Annotated in this window: 19 protein-coding genes; 12 read left to right on the top strand and 7 right to left on the bottom strand. The window is 60.6% G+C overall.

All coding sequences use genetic code 11. The features are described 5' to 3' along the window. Window positions 1–20: 20 nt before the first annotated feature. From JQ863_RS12215 to JQ863_RS12180, 8 genes are all read left to right on the top strand, one after another. A complete protein-coding gene (locus JQ863_RS12215) occupies window positions 21–878 on the top strand; it encodes a MaoC/PaaZ C-terminal domain-containing protein (RefSeq protein ID WP_185959052.1) in 858 nt (285 codons plus the stop codon). A 10-nt stretch (window positions 879–888) separates the two neighbouring features. Beyond that, window positions 889–2,025 (top strand): CaiB/BaiF CoA transferase family protein, encoded by a 1,137-nt coding sequence (locus tag JQ863_RS12210; protein WP_142494376.1) that lies wholly within the window; start codon window positions 889–891, stop codon window positions 2,023–2,025. Between the two features lie 63 nt (window positions 2,026–2,088). Continuing rightward, window positions 2,089–2,808, top strand: a complete 720-nt coding sequence (locus JQ863_RS12205) for a transglutaminase-like domain-containing protein (protein WP_028284916.1) — start codon at window positions 2,089–2,091, stop codon at window positions 2,806–2,808. Next, window positions 2,805–3,254 (top strand): MaoC family dehydratase, encoded by a 450-nt coding sequence (locus tag JQ863_RS12200; protein ID WP_027264320.1) that lies wholly within the window; start codon window positions 2,805–2,807, stop codon window positions 3,252–3,254. Before JQ863_RS12205 ends, JQ863_RS12200 begins: the two co-directional genes overlap by 4 nt. Further along, window positions 3,241–4,365, top strand: a complete 1,125-nt coding sequence (locus tag JQ863_RS12195; protein WP_142494375.1) for an acyl-CoA dehydrogenase family protein — start codon at window positions 3,241–3,243, stop codon at window positions 4,363–4,365. The genes JQ863_RS12200 and JQ863_RS12195 overlap by 14 nt, the downstream gene beginning before the upstream one ends. Further along, complete coding sequence (locus tag JQ863_RS12190; protein WP_204114531.1) at window positions 4,362–5,513, top strand: acyl-CoA dehydrogenase family protein; 1,152 nt, start codon at window positions 4,362–4,364, stop codon at window positions 5,511–5,513. The genes JQ863_RS12195 and JQ863_RS12190 overlap by 4 nt, the downstream gene beginning before the upstream one ends. 28 nt (window positions 5,514–5,541) lie before the next feature. Then, the gene (locus tag JQ863_RS12185; RefSeq protein WP_028095226.1) at window positions 5,542–6,351 is read left to right on the top strand and encodes an enoyl-CoA hydratase/isomerase family protein; all 810 of its coding nucleotides are present in this window, start codon (window positions 5,542–5,544) and stop codon (window positions 6,349–6,351) included. Window positions 6,352–6,378: 27 nt separating this feature from the next. Then, window positions 6,379–7,575 carry a phenylacetate--CoA ligase family protein gene (locus JQ863_RS12180; RefSeq protein WP_229669281.1) on the top strand — a complete coding sequence of 399 codons (1,197 nt, stop codon included), beginning with the start codon at window positions 6,379–6,381 and terminating at the stop codon, window positions 7,573–7,575. 225 nt (window positions 7,576–7,800) lie between these two features. Here the strand turns inward: JQ863_RS12180 and JQ863_RS12175 are convergent, their stop codons facing one another. Then, window positions 7,801–8,778: an FAD-binding oxidoreductase gene (locus tag JQ863_RS12175; protein ID WP_204114530.1), complete on the bottom strand. Its 978-nt coding sequence runs from the start codon at window positions 8,776–8,778 to the stop codon at window positions 7,801–7,803. Here JQ863_RS12175 and JQ863_RS12170 point away from each other — a divergent pair. The 4 genes from JQ863_RS12170 to JQ863_RS12155 all read left to right on the top strand — a co-directional run bounded on the left by JQ863_RS12170 (window position 8,729) and on the right by JQ863_RS12155 (window position 12,093). Next, the gene (locus JQ863_RS12170) at window positions 8,729–9,040 is read left to right on the top strand and encodes an SDR family NAD(P)-dependent oxidoreductase (RefSeq protein WP_185959051.1); all 312 of its coding nucleotides are present in this window, start codon (window positions 8,729–8,731) and stop codon (window positions 9,038–9,040) included. The genes JQ863_RS12175 and JQ863_RS12170 overlap by 50 nt on opposite strands. Before the next feature lie 133 nt (window positions 9,041–9,173). Continuing rightward, a complete protein-coding gene (locus tag JQ863_RS12165; protein WP_142495134.1) occupies window positions 9,174–10,370 on the top strand; it encodes an IS256 family transposase in 1,197 nt (398 codons plus the stop codon). A gap of 89 nt (window positions 10,371–10,459) precedes the next feature. After that, window positions 10,460–11,152 carry an MBL fold metallo-hydrolase gene (locus JQ863_RS12160; protein ID WP_204114529.1) on the top strand — a complete coding sequence of 231 codons (693 nt, stop codon included), beginning with the start codon at window positions 10,460–10,462 and terminating at the stop codon, window positions 11,150–11,152. Then, complete coding sequence (locus JQ863_RS12155; protein ID WP_204114528.1) at window positions 11,149–12,093, top strand: MBL fold metallo-hydrolase; 945 nt, start codon at window positions 11,149–11,151, stop codon at window positions 12,091–12,093. Before JQ863_RS12160 ends, JQ863_RS12155 begins: the two co-directional genes overlap by 4 nt. Window positions 12,094–12,095: 2 nt before the next feature. Here the strand turns inward: JQ863_RS12155 and JQ863_RS12150 are convergent, their stop codons facing one another. From JQ863_RS12150 to soxC, 6 genes are all read right to left on the bottom strand, one after another. Continuing rightward, window positions 12,096–13,154 carry a YeeE/YedE family protein gene (locus tag JQ863_RS12150; RefSeq protein WP_204114527.1) on the bottom strand — a complete coding sequence of 353 codons (1,059 nt, stop codon included), beginning with the start codon at window positions 13,152–13,154 and terminating at the stop codon, window positions 12,096–12,098. A 67-nt stretch (window positions 13,155–13,221) separates the two neighbouring features. After that, window positions 13,222–13,656: a DUF302 domain-containing protein gene (locus JQ863_RS12145; protein ID WP_204114526.1), complete on the bottom strand. Its 435-nt coding sequence runs from the start codon at window positions 13,654–13,656 to the stop codon at window positions 13,222–13,224. Window positions 13,657–13,726: 70 nt separating this feature from the next. Continuing rightward, entirely contained in the window at window positions 13,727–14,989 is a 1,263-nt protein-coding gene (locus tag JQ863_RS12140) for an NAD(P)/FAD-dependent oxidoreductase (protein ID WP_204114525.1), read from the bottom strand. A 34-nt stretch (window positions 14,990–15,023) separates the two neighbouring features. Further along, entirely contained in the window at window positions 15,024–15,749 is a 726-nt protein-coding gene (locus JQ863_RS12135; protein ID WP_204114524.1) for a c-type cytochrome, read from the bottom strand. 4 nt (window positions 15,750–15,753) lie between these two features. Continuing rightward, entirely contained in the window at window positions 15,754–16,785 is a 1,032-nt protein-coding gene (locus JQ863_RS12130; RefSeq protein WP_204114523.1) for a c-type cytochrome, read from the bottom strand. Continuing rightward, entirely contained in the window at window positions 16,769–18,049 is a 1,281-nt protein-coding gene (soxC, locus tag JQ863_RS12125) for a sulfite dehydrogenase (protein WP_204114522.1), read from the bottom strand. Before soxC ends, JQ863_RS12130 begins: the two co-directional genes overlap by 17 nt. Between the last annotated feature and the right edge of the window lie 13 nt (window positions 18,050–18,062).

Below are 18,062 nucleotides of genomic sequence, written 5' to 3'. Positions count from 1 at the left end.
CGATCAAGGGAGGAAAGATCATGCCACTGGATTTCGAAGCACTTTCGAATTGGGATTTCGAAGAGATCAAGCAGACTCTGACCGAGCGGGATACCATCCTTTACGCACTCGGGCTGGGGTTCGGCGAAGATCCGACAGACAAGAAAGAACTGGCCTTTGTCTATGAGGACGGTCTGAAGGCGGTTCCCTCTATGGCCGTTACCCTGGGGTATCCGGGCTTCTGGCTGCGCAATCCGAAAACCGGCGTGAACTGGCAGAAAGTGCTGCACGGAGAACAGTGGCTCGACATCTACAAGCCGCTGCCGACACATGGCCGAATTGTCGGCCGCAGCAAGATCGACTTTATCGCCGACAAGGGCGAGGGCAAGGGAGCCGTCATTTACCAAAGCCGCGATATTATCGACGCGGACAGCGGCGAAAAACTGGCGCGCGTGGCGATGTCGGCTTTCTGTCGCGGTGATGGGGGGTTCGGCGGTGAAAACCAGGCGGGTCCGGCACCCGCAGTGCTGCCTGATCGGGCGCCTGATCATGTATGTGATATCAATACCCTGCCGCGCCAAGCCCTTATTTATCGTCTCAGCGGTGATTTCAATCCGCTTCATGCTGACCCGGATGTTGCCCGTTCTGTCGGGTTCGACCGCCCGATCCTGCATGGTCTGGCGACCTATGGGCTGGCGGCCCGGGCGATTCTCAAGACGTTGCTGGACTATGATTCTGCCCGGCTTGTCGGTCTGGATGTTCGGTTCTCGGCGCCGGTCTATCCCGGCGAAACCGTGCGGTTCGAAATCTGGGAAGAGGACGGCGAGGCCCGGTTTCGAGCATCTATTCCGGCACGCGACGTGGTTGTTCTGAACAACGGCGCGGCGCGCTTCGCCTGAGGCAGTGAAGATGGCTCAACCGCTCAAGGATATCCTGGTGCTGGATTTCAGCACACTTCTTCCCGGTCCGATGGCGACGCTCATGTTGTCCGAGGTCGGCGCCGAAGTGATCAAGTTCGAGCGTCCCGGAGTCGGCGAGGACGCGCGCCAAACCGAGCCCAAGATCGACGGAGAGAGCATCGGATTTGCCGTGTTGAACCACGGCAAGCGATCGGTGGCCATCGACCTCAAGTCAAGGGGCGCAGTGGAACGTCTGCGCCCCTTGATCGAGAGGGCCGATGTTCTGGTCGAGCAGTTCCGTCCCGGCGTGATGGACCGGTTGGGGCTTGGTTATGAAGCGGTGCGCAAGATCAATCCCGGTCTCATCTATTGTTCGATCACCGGCTATGGCCAGACCGGACCAAAGGCCAGCGCCGCCGGCCACGACCTCAACTACGTCGGTGATGCGGGTATCCTGTCGCTCAGTCGTGGACCGGATGACCAGCCAACGGCCCCGTTCGGGCTGGTCGCCGATATCGGAGGCGGAACCTATCCTGCGGTGATGAATATCCTGCTGGCCCTGATTGCGCGGCAGGCAAGCGGGCAGGGAACGCATCTGGATATCGCAATGGCCGAGGGGGCGTTCGCCTTTGCCTATTGGGCCCATGCCGAAGGTGTGATTGCCGGGCAGAACATCGAAAGCGGTGGCAGCCGTCTGACGGGTGGCCTGGCCCGATATCGGCTTTATTCGGCTGCGGACGGGCGTCAGATCGCCGTCGGCGCGTTGGAAGAAAAGTTCTGGCAGTCGTTCTGCGATGTTATTGGTTTGCCGGTGGCCCTTCGCGATGACTGGTCCGATCCCAATGCCTGCGCCGCAGAGGTTGCACGTCGTCTGAGGGAACACCCCTCGACCCATTGGGAGCCTTTGCTGGCAGCGGCAGATTGCTGCTGTTCGGTCGTGAAAACGCCCGCCGAGGCGGCGCGCGACCCGCATTTCAAAGCGCGTGACGTGTTCGGGCGGACAGTAAAAATCTCCGGCCGGGACGCGCCTGCTTTGCCGCTGCCAATTGCGCCGGAGTTCCGTTCTTCCGGAAATTCGGTCGGAGTTGCAGCCACTCTGGGCGAAGACAATACGCGTTATGGCTTGGACCAACCAAAGACAGAGTAAATCCCGTTGACGGGCAGGTTTTGAATCGGTAATCTAACATTTGTTAGAAAAAAGGAGGGGCCAATGGACAAGTCTGACGATGACCTGCCGACTGAAGCTGAGCGTTATGTCATGCCATCGCGCTTTGTGGAAAGCGATAGCTTGGAAGTGCAGGGTTTCGTGACATCGGCTTTGCGTGATCTCCCTGTGGGCGCAACCAATCGCGACAAGGCGATCCGCCTGTTCGAAGCGGTGCGCGACGATATTCGCTATGATCCCTATTGTTTTGCGCTGGATGAGGACTCTTACCGTGCCAGCCGTATCGCTGGGGCGGAAGCGGCGTTTTGCGTTCCCAAGGCAATTCTTCTGGCGGCTTGTTTGCGTGCTGTGGGTATCCCCGCCGCTCTGGGGTTCGCGGATGTGCGCAACCACCTGAATACACCCAAGTTGCAGGAGTTGATGGGGACCGATCTCTTTATCTACCACGGCTATGTTCAGCTGTGGTTGGGGAATGAGGCCTACAAGGTGACACCTGCATTCAACATGGAACTGTGTGAAAGATTCGGGGTCAAACCCCTGGTCTTCGACGGCTATCACGACGCGCTCTTTCATGAGTTCGACGAACAGAATCACCGGCACATGGAATATGTGAACGACCGTGGTCTCTATTTCGACGCGCCGATGGGTGAGTTCCTGGTGGCGTTCAAGGAAACCTATCCGAAGCTGGAAGAATTCAACCGCATCCGGATATCCAAGGATGCGAGCGGATACGATGACGGTTTCGCAAAGGAGGGTGCCTCTTGAGGTATCTGGAAGACTTCTCGCCGGGCCAAGTCTATCGCTTTCGCAGCGCTCCGATGAGCGCGGATTCAATAAAGGCCTTTGCCAAGGAATGGGATCCGCAGCGGCTGCACACCGATGAAGACTATGCAACCGCCATACATGGCAGCCTGATCGCCTCGGGCTTTCAGACCATGCTTGAGGTGTTCAAGCCGGTCATGACCGAGATGATGGTCGATGTTGCCAATATCGGCGGCATGGGCTTTGACAATTTGCGCTGGCTGCGGCCTGTGCACCCGAACGAACCCCTTGATGTCGAACTGACGGTCAACTCGGTCACACCGTCAAAAAGCAAGCCCGACAGAGGTGTTTTGCACTATACGCTCAGCGCCAAAAACCCCGAGGGCGAGGTCGTTTTTTCGACCGACACCCCCGTGATGATCCAGCGAAAACAAAATGACACAAACTGATATCCTTTCCAGCGAACAAGAAGACCTTCGCCTGTTGCGCGAGAGCGTGCGCACGTTGTTTGAACGGGCGGGCGGAAGTGACAGAGCCCGACAACTCCGTGATGCCGGGGGCGGTTTCGATCCGGAGATGGTCCGGGAACTGGCCGAGGCCGGTGTTTTCGGCGTGGCGGTGCCCGAAGATCAGGGCGGGCTTGGCATGGGCCTAGCCGCCGGGGGTGTCATCGCCGAGGAAGTCGGCCGTGTGATTGCCCCGGAACCGGTCGTGTCGACGATCGGTCTGAGCCTCGGCCTTCTGCGCCGCCTTTGTCCGGATCATCCGAAGATGGCACAGCTCATCGGCGGCGAAATTTCATTGGCGGTTGCCTGGCAGGAACGCGGCCCCGACGGGGCGCCTGCCGATGCGACCTGCCGATACGCGGACGGAAAGCTGACCGGTGGCAAGGCCTGGGTCGTCGGTGCGATCGGTTCGCACGGGTTCCTTGTCGTGGCCGAACAGGATGATGGTCCGGTTCTGGTTCTGGCTGAGGCAGACGCGCAGGGGCTTGTCATCGACAAGCGGACGCAGGCGGATGGCAGCTCTCTGGGCGAGCTTTCGTTTTCGGGAACTCCGGCCGCGGAATTGGCCAGCAGCGGTGCGGTTCTCACTGCACTGGCCGAAGCTGTCGCCGATGCAACGGCGCTTGCCGCGGCCGAGCTTGTCGGCCTGAGCGAGCGCGCCTTCGAGATCACGCTCGACTACATCAAGACGCGGGAGCAGTTCGACAAGCCGATCGGATCATTCCAGGTCATCCAGCACCGTGCCGTCGACCTCAACGTGATGTGCGAGGTCGCGCAGGCCGGAGTGCGGGAGGCGCTTGCGCAGATGGACAGCGAAACCGATCCGAAGGTTCGGGCCCCGATTGCCAGCCGCGCCAAAGCGCGCGCCGTCACGGCCGCCAAGAAAATCACCCGCGACGCCATCCAGCTGCACGGGGCCGTCGGGTACACGGATGAGTTCGATATCGGGCTCTACCTGAACCGGGCGCTGGTGCTGTCGGCCTGGTTGGGCGACGATGCCTATCACAGGCGGATATGGTTCGAGGCACGCGAAGCAGAGGGGGCAGCACAATGACCGACTGGAACGCTATGACCGATGCAGAGTTCCGCAAAGAAGTGCGCCAGTTCTTCGAGGCGGAATATCCCGAGGAGCTGCGTCACCTGCCGCACCGACCGAAGTTCGCCGAGATCGAACATTGGCACCGCAAGCTTCACGCCAAGGGCTGGGTCGCGCCAGCCTGGCCCGCTGAATTCGGCGGTATGGGGCTGAACGCCGCCAAGTTGCTGATCTTTTACGAAGAGCAGCAGCGCTGGGGCGTCAATCGCGGCCGCGACATGGGCGTGCAGATGGTCGGGCCGCTGATCATCAAATTCGGCACCCAGGAACAAAAAGATTACTGGCTGCCGCGTATCCTGAGTTGCGAAGATATCTGGTGTCAGGGCTATTCGGAACCCGGCGCCGGGTCCGATCTGGCGAACCTGCGCACACGCGCAGAGATTGACGGCGACGACTTTGTCATCAACGGACAGAAGATCTGGACCACGATGGCGCATGACGCCACGCATATTTTCATGCTGGTGCGCACCGATCCCGATGCGCCGAAGAAACAGCAGGGCATCAGTTTCCTGCTCGCTCCGATGGATCAACCCGGAGTCGAGGTGCGCACCATCACGACCCTGTCGGGCGAGACCGAGTTTTGCGAGGTCTTCTTTGACAATGCACGGACGTCCCGCGAGAACCTCGTGGGCGAGCTGAACAAGGGTTGGACGATGGCCAAGGCTCTCTTGAGCTTCGAACGCATTTTCATCGGTTCGCCAAGTCTGGCCCAGAACGCTCTGGGACAGCTTGAAAGTTTTGCCCGTGGCCGTGGCGCGTTTGACGATCCGGTGTTCCGTGACCGCTTTGCCCAGGCGGCACTGGATGTGGAAGATCATGCCGCGCTTTATGCCCGTTTTGCAGATCAGCTCAAACGTGGCGAGACGCTCGGTGCGGATGTGTCCATGCTGAAGATTTGGGTGACTGAATGCTTCCAGCGCATCACCGAGCTGATGATCGAAGCAGCCGGTCCCGATGGCGGCTCCATCGGGCCGCTTCAGGTCGGCAACGTAAGTGTCGATGTTCTGGCGAGTTTCTACAAGGCCAGACCTACCACGATCTACGGTGGATCGAACGAAATCCAAAGAAACATCCTGTCCAAGGCCGTCCTGGGACTGCCTGGCTGAATCAATACCCCACGGAGGAAATAGAACCATGTCGGATCGTTATGCAAAATACGATAAACTGAAATTTGACTACCCGGCGGATCGCGTCCTGCGCATCACGTTCGACCGGCCCGAGACATTCAACTCGGTCGATGCCGAAACCCACACCCAGATGACGGACATGTGGATCGATATCGACCGTGACCCAGACATCAATTCGGTCATCGTGACCGGTGCGGGCAAGGCATTTTCCGCCGGGGGTGATTTCAGCCTGATCGAAAACATGATTGGCAATTCGCACGAGATCATGAAGACGTGGAAAGAAGCCAAGGATCTCGTCTATAACATCATCAACTGCAACAAGCCGATCATTTCCGCGATCAATGGCCCTGCGGCCGGCGCAGGCCTTGTGGTTGCCATCCTGGCCGACATCTCGATCGCCGGAAAGAAGGCCAAGATTGTCGATGGTCATCCCCGCCTTGGTGTTGCCGCCGGTGACGTCGCGGCGATTATCTGGCCGCTGCTGACCTCGATGGCCAAGGCGAAATACTATCTGATGACCTGCAAGCCGGTGTCGGGCGAAGAGGCCGAGCGTATCGGTCTGGTATCAATGTGCGTCGAGGATGACGAGCTGCAGCAGATCGCGCTGGATACAGCCGTCGAACTGGCCAACGGCTCGCAAAGCGCGATTCGCTGGACCAAGTATTCGCTGAACAACTGGCTGCGCCAGGCCGGGCCGATCTTTGATGCGTCGACCGCGCTGGAGATGCTTGGCTTCATGAGCGAGGACGTCAAGGAAGGTGTGTTGTCGCACCGCGAGAAGCGCGCGCCGAACTTCCGTAAGGACTGCCCGCTTTAACACCAGATTGGACGAGGAGGCATGGAAATGTCTGATGATATCTACAAAGATATAGCTCAAGCCTATGCCGCTGCGGCCGAAAAAGCTCCTGGCCTGAAATCGCGATTTACGGCTGCCGGATTCGATCCGGCAGCTGTCACATCGGTGGCGGACCTCTCGCGTCTTCCAGTGATGAAAAAAGAAGAGCTTCTGAAGATCCAGCGCGAGAACCCGCCCTTTGGCGGGTTCCTGGCCTCGGATCTGAAGGATGTCGGGCGGATCTACGTGTCCCCCGGCCCGATTTTCGAACCGGCCCTTTCGGACGGTGGCGGCCACGGCCTTGACCGGCTGTTCAAGGCGGCAGGCGTGGGGCCGGGGGATATCATCCTGAACACCTGGATGTATCATCTGGTGCCCGCGGGGCTTTTGTTCGACGAAGCGGCACAGGCCGCAGGCGCCACGGTGATCCCCGGAGGCGTCGGCAATACGGAGCTTCAGGCACAGATCATCGCCGAAACCGGCGTGACTTCGATCTGCGCTTCGACCGCGTTTTTCCTGACGCTGGCGGACAAGGTGATCGAAACCTATGGCCGCGACGCATGGAAGGTGAAGACAGCCTTCCTCGGCGGTGAGATGGGCGACTGGATGGCCAAGCGCCGCCGGATCGAGGCCGAATACGGCGTGTCCACCTGGGCCGCCTATGCCACCGCCGATCTGGGCCTTGTCGCCTATGAGGATGGCGGCGAAGGCTACCTGGTTCATCCCGACCGCGTGGTGCAGATCTGCGATCCGGTCAGCGGCGAACAGGTCGCTCATGGCGATCCTGGCGAGGTTGTCGTGACCGCGCGCGATTCCACCTGGCCGATGATCCGGTTCGGCACCGGCGACAGCGCCTTTGCCCTGGAAAGCAACGCGGATGGCACCGTCAGCCGGATTTCAGCATTGCAGGGACGGGTCGGGGCAGCGGTCAAAGTGCGCGAGATTTTCGTTTATCCGCGCGTGGTTGAAGAAGTTGTCATCGGCACGCCGGGCGCAAAGGCCGCGCAGGCCGTGGTAACGCGCGAGAACGATCGCGACATGATCCGCCTCTCGCTTGTGCTGGAAGACGGTGCCGACGCTTCCGCCGCAGAAGCAGCCGCCGCTGATACCTTCAAACTGCATGCACGAATTCGTGCTGACGAGGTGAACATTGTTTCGGAACTACCCGAAAATGCAGAACTGATCGTCAACCAAAAAGACCGCTGAGATCGGGTTCTGTGCGCTTTGCCTGAATCCGACCTTTTAGCCGACACTGGCACGCGGGTTTTCGTGGACCCAAGACTTTCAACTTGGCGAAGGTCTTGGGGATCCCGGCCCCGCGCGCCCGTGGGGTGTCGCGGAAAGCGGCACAGGTCAAACGTGGTCGAAATCGACTGTCAGTTTTTTGGTTTTCGGACGGGCCTGGCAGGTCAGGACAAAGTTCTCCTTCAACTACCGAGGCTCCAAAGCATAGTTCAGCGTCATCTCTGCCTCGCCTTCGATAACTTTGACGCGGCAGGTGGAACACATTGCGCCCTTGCAGCAATAGGGTAGTTCGATACCTGCTGCGGCGGCGGAGACCACGCTTTCCTGATCAGGTGTCATCACAAAGCTGCGGGCGGTGCCATCAAGGATCGCCGTGACCTGAACTCCTTCTCCAGTGGCGGCTTCCGCCGTAAGCGGCGCAAGCGTGACGGTGGCGGTATTGTCAGCATCGGCGGGAGCGAACAGCTCGTCATGAAAACGGTTCTCTTCAACGCCGAGGTCGCGGAGCGCGGTCTTGAGTTCCTGAATCATCTCGGCGGGGCCGCAAAGAAAAGCATCTTCTATTTCTGCCGGAGCGAACAGGGCACCGGAGAACTTGCGCAGCTTTTCCGCATCAAGCCGGCCCGAGAATAGTGGGGAATCGGTGCCTTCGCGCGTCAGTGTATGAAAAAGAGAGAACCGTCCGGGATAGGTATCCTTGAGATCGTTCAATTCGTCGCGGAAGATGATGGAACTTAGCGTTCGACTGCCGTAAAAAAGGATGAAGTTGGCCCCGGCCTCGGTGGCAAGCACCGAGCGGATGATCGAAATGATTGGAGTAGTTCCACTGCCCGGGGCCAGGGCGAGATAGGTGCGTGGTCCGCCTTGTCGTATCTTTGATCCGAATGTGCCTTCGGGCGTCATGACATCAAGTTCGGTGCCCGGTGGCAGTTCGCTATGAACGAAAGAGGAAAACGCTCCGCCTTCCAGCAGCTTGACCAGAACGCGCAACTCGCCATCGTCTCGGCCGGAGCTGACCGAATAGCATCGCCGCACACCATCGATATCACCGGCACGGCGCAGCGTGACGTACTGGCCCGGGATGAATTGATAGTCGTCCGCCAGATCTTCGGGATTGGGCGAGCATTTCGCCGAACTGCTGGCGGGGCAGGATGTCGACGTCACATTGGCCGCCCGCCGCGTCGCCCGCTTGTCTGAGCTTTCCGCAAAGATAGCGGCGGAAGGGGGGCAGGCCGATGTGATAGAGATGGACGTGGCGGACCCGGAGTCGGTGGAAGCCGCGCTGAAGGGACGGGTCTTTGACACTGTCATCAACAATGCCGGAACGACGGCATCTCTTCCCGCATTGGAACACGGGCCGGCCGAAATCGACGCGATCATAGACACAAATCTCAAGGGCGCATTTCATGTCGCACCGTATCGGTAGTGCCCCGTGGGGTGGTGTAAGAGGCCGCGCGCGAAGCCCTTGGCGTAGCGCAGCGCGCGGCCGGGCTGGCGGCCATCGCGCTTCTTCGTAGTCTGAGGTTGTTCGAAGACCGACGACAACGAAGGAGAGCACGATGACCGAGAACATGATCGACCTTCCGGGCATGATCGCCAAGAGCGATGACGCGGATTTCTTGCGCGAGCTGATCCAGGATGCCGCGCAGCGGCTGATGGATATCGAGGTGGCCACCGTTTGCGGTGCGGGCCATGGCGAGCGCAGCCCGCACCGGGAGAACCAGCGGAACGGCTACCGGCCGCGGCAATGGGATACCCGGGCGGGGACCATCGGCCTGAACATCCCGAAGCTGCGCAAGGGCAGCTATTTTCCGACCTTCCTGGAGCCACGGCGGACGGCGGAGAAGGCGCTGATGGCAGTGATCCAGGAGGCCTACATCCATGGTGTTTCCACGCGCGCTGTCGATGACTTGGTGCGCGCCATGGGGCTGACGGGCACCTCCAAGAGCCAGGTCTCGCGGCTCTGCGAGGAGATCGACGAGCGGGTGCAGGCGTTCCTGAACCGGCCTCTCGAAGGCGATTGGCCCTTCCTCTGGCTCGACGCCACTTATGTGAAGCTGCGTGAGGGCGGGCGGATCGTCTCGATGGCGGTGATAGTGGCTGTGGCGGTCAATACAGACGGGCGGCGCGAGATCTTGGGGATTACCGTCATGCCCTCGGAAGCCGAGACGTTCTGGGCCGACTTCCTGCGGTCTCTTACTCGGCGCGGCCTGCGGGGCGTGCAGTTGGTGATCAGCGACGCACATGAGGGCCTGAAAGCTGCCGCACGCAAGGTGCTCAGTGCCGGCTGGCAGCGCTGCCGCGTGCATTTCCAGCGCAACCTCCTGGCCCGCGTGGGCAAGACCCACAAGCCGGTGGTCAGCGCGGTGGTAAAGACCGTTTTCGCCGAGAAGGACCGCGACCAGGCCCATGCCCGCTGGCGTGAGGTCGCCGACAGCCTGCGGGACCGGTTCCGCGATGTTGCCGAGCTGATGGATGAGGCGGAGCATGACGTGCTGGCTTACATGGCCTTCGACGAGAGCCTGCGCTCGAAGCTGCACAGCACAAACCCACTGGAACGCGTCAACAAGGAGATCAAGCGGCGGACCAATGTCGTCGGCATCTTTCCCAACCGCGAAGCCGTCATCCGGCTGGTCGGCGCGCTCATGCTGGAGCAAAACGATGAATGGGCCGTCTCCCGCCGCTACATGCCGGTGGAAAAGCTGACGGCCGTGTGCAACGATACCGGCGCGGCGACGATGATCGCCGCGCAGTGAACGAGCAGCACCAGCTATGAAGAAGCAGGTGGACGCCAGTTCCTACACCATCTCCCGGGACACTACCCGGTGCCGACCTGCAGAGATACATGCCCGACTGCAACGTCACTGTGTTCCGCGACGGTACCAGGACAATCCTGTTTGATGTCGGGGCGGGCGCGGATTTCATGCCCACGGCCGGAGAATTGCCGGATGCGCTTGGCCAAATTGGTGTGTCGCTTGATGAGGTTACCCACGTTGTATTCACCCACGCACATCCCGATCATATCTGGGGCGTGCTGGATGATTTCGACGATCCCCTGATGCCCAACGCCACCTATCTGATGGGGCGGCGAGAATGGGACTATTGGTGGAACCCCGAAACCGTAAACAGCATCGGCCCCGATCGGGCGGCCTTTGCTGTCGGCGCAAAACGTCGGATGGAAGCCATTGAGGGCATGGTTGAACTGGTCGACGACGGACAGGAGATCCTGCCCGGAATTGCCGCTCACGCAAGCTTTGGTCATACGCCGGGCCACATGTCGTATGAAATCCGCAATGGCGGGCAGTCGGTTCTGATACTGGGGGATGCTGTGGGCAATCCGCATGTCGCGTTTGAAAGACCCGACTGGCCCAGCGGCACCGATCAGGATGCCGCGATGGCGGCTGCGACGCGGGCGCGCCTTCTGGACCACGCCGCCCAGGACCAGATGCAGGTCATCGGCTTTCATTTCCCGCAAAGCGGCATAGGCCGTGTCGAGCGGGCCGGGGACGCCTTTCGATATGTCGGAGAGACAGCATGATCCGAACAACGCTTGTTTTTGTCCTTTTCGCCGGAGTTGCACAGGCCAGCGAGGACATCGCCGACCAATATCCGCAAAGCCCGCTTTACTCGAAACCCGTAGAGGTCATCCCCGGCGTCTTTTCTGCGATCGGAGCCACCGCCCCGCCGACTTACGAAAACAGCGGCCATAACAACAACCTCAGCTTTATAGTGACGGGTGAAGGGGTGGTCGTGGTCAACGGCGGTGCGGCCTACGTGCTGGCCAAGGCGCTCCATGCCGAAATCAGGGCCGTGACCGACCAGCCGGTGACACTGGTTCTGAATGAAAACGGGCAGGGCCACGCGATGCTTGGCAACGGGTATTGGGCCGAACAGGGCGTGCCGATCATCGCCCATGAGGACGCCGCAGCGGAGTTTGAGGAATACGGGCCGCAAATCCTCGACGGAATGCGGCGCTATAACCGCGACAAGGCCGAGGGCACCGTCATAACGCCGCCGACCCAGACCTTTTCGGACGAATATGTCGTTGAGATGGGAGATTTCCGGATCGAGGCCCGCTATCTCGGCCCGGCGCACAGCCCCGGTGACATTTCGGTCTGGCTGCCCAGACAGGGGCTGGTGATTGCCGGAGACATGGCATTTCACGAACGCATGTTGCCAATCTTTGAAGACACGATAACAGCGGACTGGCTTGAGACGTGGGATGCTGCGTTTGAGCCTTTGAACGCGACTTACGTGATCCCGGGCCACGGTCACCCGACCAACATGGATCAGGTTCGCCGCTATACCCGCGACTATCTGGTTTTTCTGCGCGCGCGGATTGCCGAACACATGGACGCCGGTGGCGATCTGGCCGACGCCTATTATGTCGACCAAACCCCGTATGCCCATCTGGACACGTTCGAGGAACTCGCGACAAAGAACGCCGGTCGGGTGTTTGAACAGATGGAATTCGAATAAAGCTAAAGCCGCTGCAGGGCAGGCGTGCTTTGCAGGATGCGGTGGGTCGCCATCGCGCCCACCCACATCGACATCACGGCCAGCCATGCGGTCAACGACAGCGCCGCGCCTCCCGACATGCCGGCCCCCACCGCGCAACCTCCTGCCAGCATTGCTCCGAAGCCCATCAGTACCGCGCCGACCAGGTAGCTCTCCATCGGCTTCTCCGGTCCAAACCGTTGGATTTTCCATTCCCCGGCAAGGGCCGACGCAATGGCGGCGCCGACGGCGACACCCGGCACAAGCCCAAGGCCAAAAGACAGGGTGATCCGGGGTTCGGTGACCAGCGCCATCAGCGTATCAGTGGCCGGTCCGGTGAAGGTGACGGACGAGACTGGCACAACATCAAACGAGGCTTGGGAAATTGCGAAGGTCAGCGCCCAGCCCATGGCGACCGCCAGGCCAACAAGGATTGAGGCGACAATCCTGCCGCCCGGAACGCCCTTGCGCATGGAAAAGGCCAGCGCCAGCCCAAATCCGATGGCGGCCATGCCTACCACGACGGACGTAGAGAGGCCGACAAGCGCGGCAAGATCACGCGCCGATCCGCCGGGGATCGTCCAGAGTCCCGCCACGATCTCGCGCGGGCCACTCAGAAGCCCGCCAAGCGAGGCCTGCGCCGCCAGCGTTGCCACCAGTCCTGTGATCAGTGCACGCAGGTTGCCACCCGAGGCCAACACCAGAAGGCGCGATACGCAGCCGCGCGCGAGGATCATGCCCGCCCCGAACATAAGCCCACCGATGATCGCACCGCTGAGGCTGCCGACGGATGCAATGGCGCGGCTTTCCGACAGGTCCAGCCACCCGATCAGAACCAGGGTCTGAACCGCAAGCAGGGCGCTTGTAAAGGCAACCAGCCAGACGGCCAGCCGTGGTCCCAGCCGGCCTTCGGCAACTTCGACCGTTGAGGCCCGCAGGCAGAATTGCGAGCGTTGCGCGGAAGCCCCGAAGACCACGCCGACAAGGACACCGGCGAAAGCCAGTGTCGCCGCGCTGCCGATTGTATCCAGTACCGTTTCCATCGCACTTCTTTTCACGCGCCGGTAAGGGAACGTCCTTGAGATTGGTCAATCGGGTCGGACCGACCGCCTAGTTCCCGGCGGCGTCCGCCACGATCGCCATTAGCAAGTCCTCGACCTTGTCCATCGGACCTTCGGGATAATCGCGATGTCCGATTTGCACGTCGCCGTCGCGCGAGGTCACAAAGATCGCATAGGGGCAGTGCTGAATGTTCATCGGGTCGGCCTCCATCACCTCGCGCGAGACCTGGGCCGAGCAGAACAGGAAGATATCCGCCGCGTCGAAGATTTTGACCGCGCTGCCAACATCGGCGCCGGTGCGGTTCAGCATGTCACCGACATGGCTGACATAATCGATCACCAGACCCTTGCCGATGATTGCTGACTCTACCGCGAAAGTGGCGTCTTCGAAACTGCCGTCAAAGGGTACTGTGATGGCGTCTTCGGCCATCAGGGCACCGGCAGAAAGCGTTGCGATTGTGGCGACTGTAAACAGGTGTTTCATGTGTCTCTCCTTGTGCTAGAAAATTGATGGGCGCGAGGCCGCGCGATGGGGACGCGCCCCCGCGCGGCGCTTAGCCGAAGATGTCGGACGTAATGCCCGCGTACCAACCAAGCGATTCCTCGTATGTCGCGCGGCGCATTTCGGTGTTTTCACCCGTTTGGCTGACAAAGCCGTCGACCTTCGCGATTTTCTCATCCGTCGCCTCGTAGGTGGCACCCACCTTGACGCCGTCTTCGGTTGCCAGAAGCGACCAGCAGGTGTTCGAGAACTTGGCCGGGAAAACCTTGCTTCCCGTCAGCGCCCCCCGGATGGCCATCGCCGCGACCTTCGCCTGGCTGTTGGCGGCAAAGCCGGACTTCGGCATGTCACCCTGGGCGCTGGCGTCGCCAAGCACGTGGATGTTCTGGTCAATTCGGCTTTGCATCGTATGACCGATCACCGGTGCCCAGTTGCCCTCGGTTATGCCAGCAAGCGCGCAAATCCGGCCCGCCTTCATGGCCGGGATGACATTGCAGACATCGACCTTGGTGACCTCACCGTCAATGGTCAAAGTCATATCTTCCGCGTTGACCGATACATCGCCACCGCCGAAATCTGGCCCGATCCAATCGATCATACCGTCGTAGTACCGGCCCCAGGCTTCCTGGAACAATGCCATTTTCGAAAAACTGTTCTTGGGGTCGGCGATGAGGATCTTGGCGGTCGGGTTTTTCTCTTTCAACAGGTGCGCCACCATTGACACGCGCTCATAAGGTCCGGGCGGACAGCGGAACGGGTTGGGCGGGGCCACCATCGCAAATGTGCCGCCCTGTGGCATCGCTTCGATCTGGGCCTTCAGCAGTTCGGTCTGCGACCCGGCCTTGTAAGCGTGCGGCATCCTGTTCTGTTGGCGGATGTCCCAACCCGGAACGGCGTCTTCGACAAAATCAATACCCGGCGACAGGACCAGCCGATCGTAGGGCAGCACTGCGCCCCCGGCCAGCGTCGCGGTCCGCGCATCGCGGTCGATTCCGATGGCCCAGTCATGCACGACATTGACGCCGGTTTCCGAAGCCAGCTTGCCGTAGCTATGCGCCAGCGACGCCATTTCACGGAAGCCGCCGATGTAGAGATTGGAAAAGAAACACGTGTAGTAGCTTCGCGAGGGTTCGACCAGGGTAACGTCAATCGCGCCCTTGCTGTCTCTGGCGATGTATCGCGCGGCCGTGGCCCCGCCGGCACCACCGCCAACAACAACAACGCGTGGTTTTCCCTCGGCCATGAGCATTGGCGCGCCAACCACTGCGGTCGCGGCCATCCCGGTGCCGATGAAACCTCGTCTGTTGAATTTCATTGTGTCTCCTCCAAAAAATGAAGGCGCCCGAGGTTTACTCGAGCGCCGCGAAATAGGTTGCCAGTGCCGCGATTTCCTCGTCCGACAAACGTCCGGCCATCATCTGCATGACCGGGTGCGGGCGGATCTGCCGTTTGTAGGCATGCATCGCGAGGACAAAATCCTCTTCATACCAGCCGGTGATCGCCGGAATGCCCTGGTAATCGCCGTCTCGTCGGTGGCAGGTGGTGCATTCGGCGGCAAGATACTCGCCGTAATCTGGGTCGCCGACGATGCTGAGCACTTCGGGGCCAAGGACCACCTCTTGTTTCAATGCGGTTGGCGCGGCCTCGGGAATGTCCTGCGGGCTGGAGGAAAACTGGCGCAGAAAGGCCAGAACGTCACCCCGGTCACCTGCGTCCTCCATGCCGCGGAAATTCATGTTCGTGCCGGACACCAGAAGCTTTGGATTGGTCAGGTAGGCGTCGAGATTGCCAAGGTTCCAGACCATCCCGTCACGCCGGGCGCGGTTGATGCCTTCGGAATAGCTGAAGTCGGCGAACTGCGCGATCTTGCGGTCGAAGATATTGTTCAGATGCGGGCCTGCGCCCTCATCTGTTCCATGCGTCGCCCCGTCGCCGACCTGATGGCAACTGCCGCAGCTTTGCTGGAACAATCGCTCGCCTCGCGCCGGGTCCCCGATCCCGATCGCCGTTTCCTCGGCGAATGTGGCTGACCCGGTCAGGACAGCCAGCAGAACGAGAGGGGCCCAGCCACGCATCGCGTCACTCGACGCTTTGCAGATACGCAAGGACGGCGGCGATATCGTCTTCTTTCTTCAGACCGGCAAAAGACATCTTGGTGCCCTTCAGATAGGCCTTGGGCTTGGCCAGAAAAGCGGCAAGTTCCGCTTCGGTCCAGACGGCTCCGTTTTCGCCCAGTGCCTGCATGGGTTTGGAGTATTTGAAGCCCTCGACATGCGCGATCGGAGCATCAACGATACCGGTCAGGATCGGGCCGGTCTTGTTCTTTGCGCCGTCGCCCAGCTGGTGGCAGGACTTGCACTTCTTGAAGACCTTTTCGCCCTGTTCGACAAGGGCAGGGTCAAGCGCGGCGGTTTCCACCGGCGCCCGAGGTTCTTCGACGGGCGATGCAGCCTGCGCAGTGTCGTCAGAGTTGTCATCCTCTTCGGGCGTCACATCCAGAACGGCGGCCCGCATGGTGATTTCGACGCTGTCCTTGCAGTTGGTCATGCAGGGTTCATCGGTCCAGAAATGCGCCTCGGCGGTTTCCCGGTCGTCGATGATGAACCCACCCGCATTGGGTAACTCGACATCAATGAAATTCTCATGGTTCAACTCGAACTCGTCATCGACGAGGTCATTGGAATAGAGGATATAGGCGGTGATCGCATAGACCTCGTCAGCCGTCAGTGATTGGGCGTTCCCGAAAGGCATCGAGCGGTTCACATAGTCCCAAACCGTTGAAAGATAAGGCCAGTAGGACCCGACCGTTTTGAGCGGATCTTCGTGGTCCAGCGTGTCCATGCCGCCCGCCAGTTTCGGCCAGTTATCAACACCTTCGGCAAAATCGCCGTGGCAAATGGCACATTTTTCCGCAAAGACTTCCTCGCCGGTGAACACGTCGCCGGACCCCTGCGGCAACCCGGTCCCGTCGGGTGCTACGTCAAGGTCCCATGCCGCGATCTCGTCAGGTGTGGCAGCGCGGCCAAGGCCGAATTTCTCAGCCGCAACCGGTGCCGCCAAAAGACCCGAGGCGACAAGGGCTGTTGCGGCAATCTCAAGACACTTCGACATTTTCCGCCTCTCCGTTTGCTTTCACCCACCATGTCTGGATGCAGTTGTTGTGATAGATCGAGTTCAGCCCGCGCACCTCGCGCAGTTGCGCCTTGGTCGGCTGGACATAGCCCGACGAGTCGCGCGCGCGGCTTTGCAGCAGCATTTCTTCACCGTTCCAGTTGATATCCAGGTAGAAGCGGGTCAGCGCCTTGTCGGTGCCGGGCGCGGCCAGACGCGCCTCCTGCCAAGTCTTGCCGCCATCGGTGGACACGTCCACGCCAGTAATCGCGCCCCGTCCCGACCACGCAAGCCCGGTAATGACCAACGGACCGAGACCGTGTGTGATCGGTGCCTGCGGGCTGGGTGAGGTGACAACGGATTTCGCATCCATCACCCATGTCCATTTGCGGCTGGTGCCATCGGCAAGCGTGTCCGTGTATTTGCTGGTTTCTTCACGCGATTCAATGGGTTGGGCAGTGACCTCGATGCGCCGCAGCCACTTGATCCACATGTTGCCTTCCCAGCCCGGCACAACCAGCCGAACGGGATAGCCATGCTCTTTCCGCAGTGCCTCGCCATTGGCCTTGAATGCCACCAGCACGTCATCCAGCGCCTTTTCCATGGGGATCGAACGACCATTCGAAGACGCGTCCGCGCCCTCGACATAGACCCATTTGTCGGCAAGCTCTCCGGCTGTATCCAGCCCGGCCTCTTCCAGCAGCACCCGCAGCGGCACGCCGGAATACTCCATGTTGTGGATCATGCCGTGGGTGAATTGCGCGCCATTCAGCTGCGCACCCGCCCATTCCATGCCGGTATTCGCCGCGCATTCGCAGAAATAAACGTGGTTCTCGCGCGGGAACCGTTCCAGGTCGGCATAGGAAAACACCAGAGGCGTGTCGACCAAGCCATTGATCATCAACCTGTAATCGTCCTTGCGCAACTCGATCGCACCCGAGTGATGGCGCTCAAATGCACAGCCCTGCGGCGTGATCGTGCCGTCCAGCGCGTGGATTGGCGTGAAGTTGATCGACGAGATCGTGTCGGCGGTCAGCCATTCGACATTGCGGCGCACCACGTCGCCTTCAAACTCGATCGGCAGGCCATAAGGCGTGGCATCGACGCCATCGCCCGTGGCCTGCGCCCAGTCCTGCACCTGCGTGATCAGCGGATCGCCCGCCGCGCGCGCCGTGCCAGCGGCAACCGCGCTGGCGCTGACAGCGGCGGCCCCGGTCAGAAACTGCCGGCGCGAGGGTTTCGTGGTCTTGGAGTGTCCAGACATTCGGCTCTGTCTC

The sequence above is a fragment of the Shimia biformata genome, assembly GCF_016888515.1.
Taxonomy (GTDB): Bacteria; Pseudomonadota; Alphaproteobacteria; order Rhodobacterales; family Rhodobacteraceae; genus Shimia_A; species Shimia_A biformata.
Note: the sequence above shows the minus strand (reverse complement) of the source record. Positions and strands in the feature narration are given on the sequence as shown.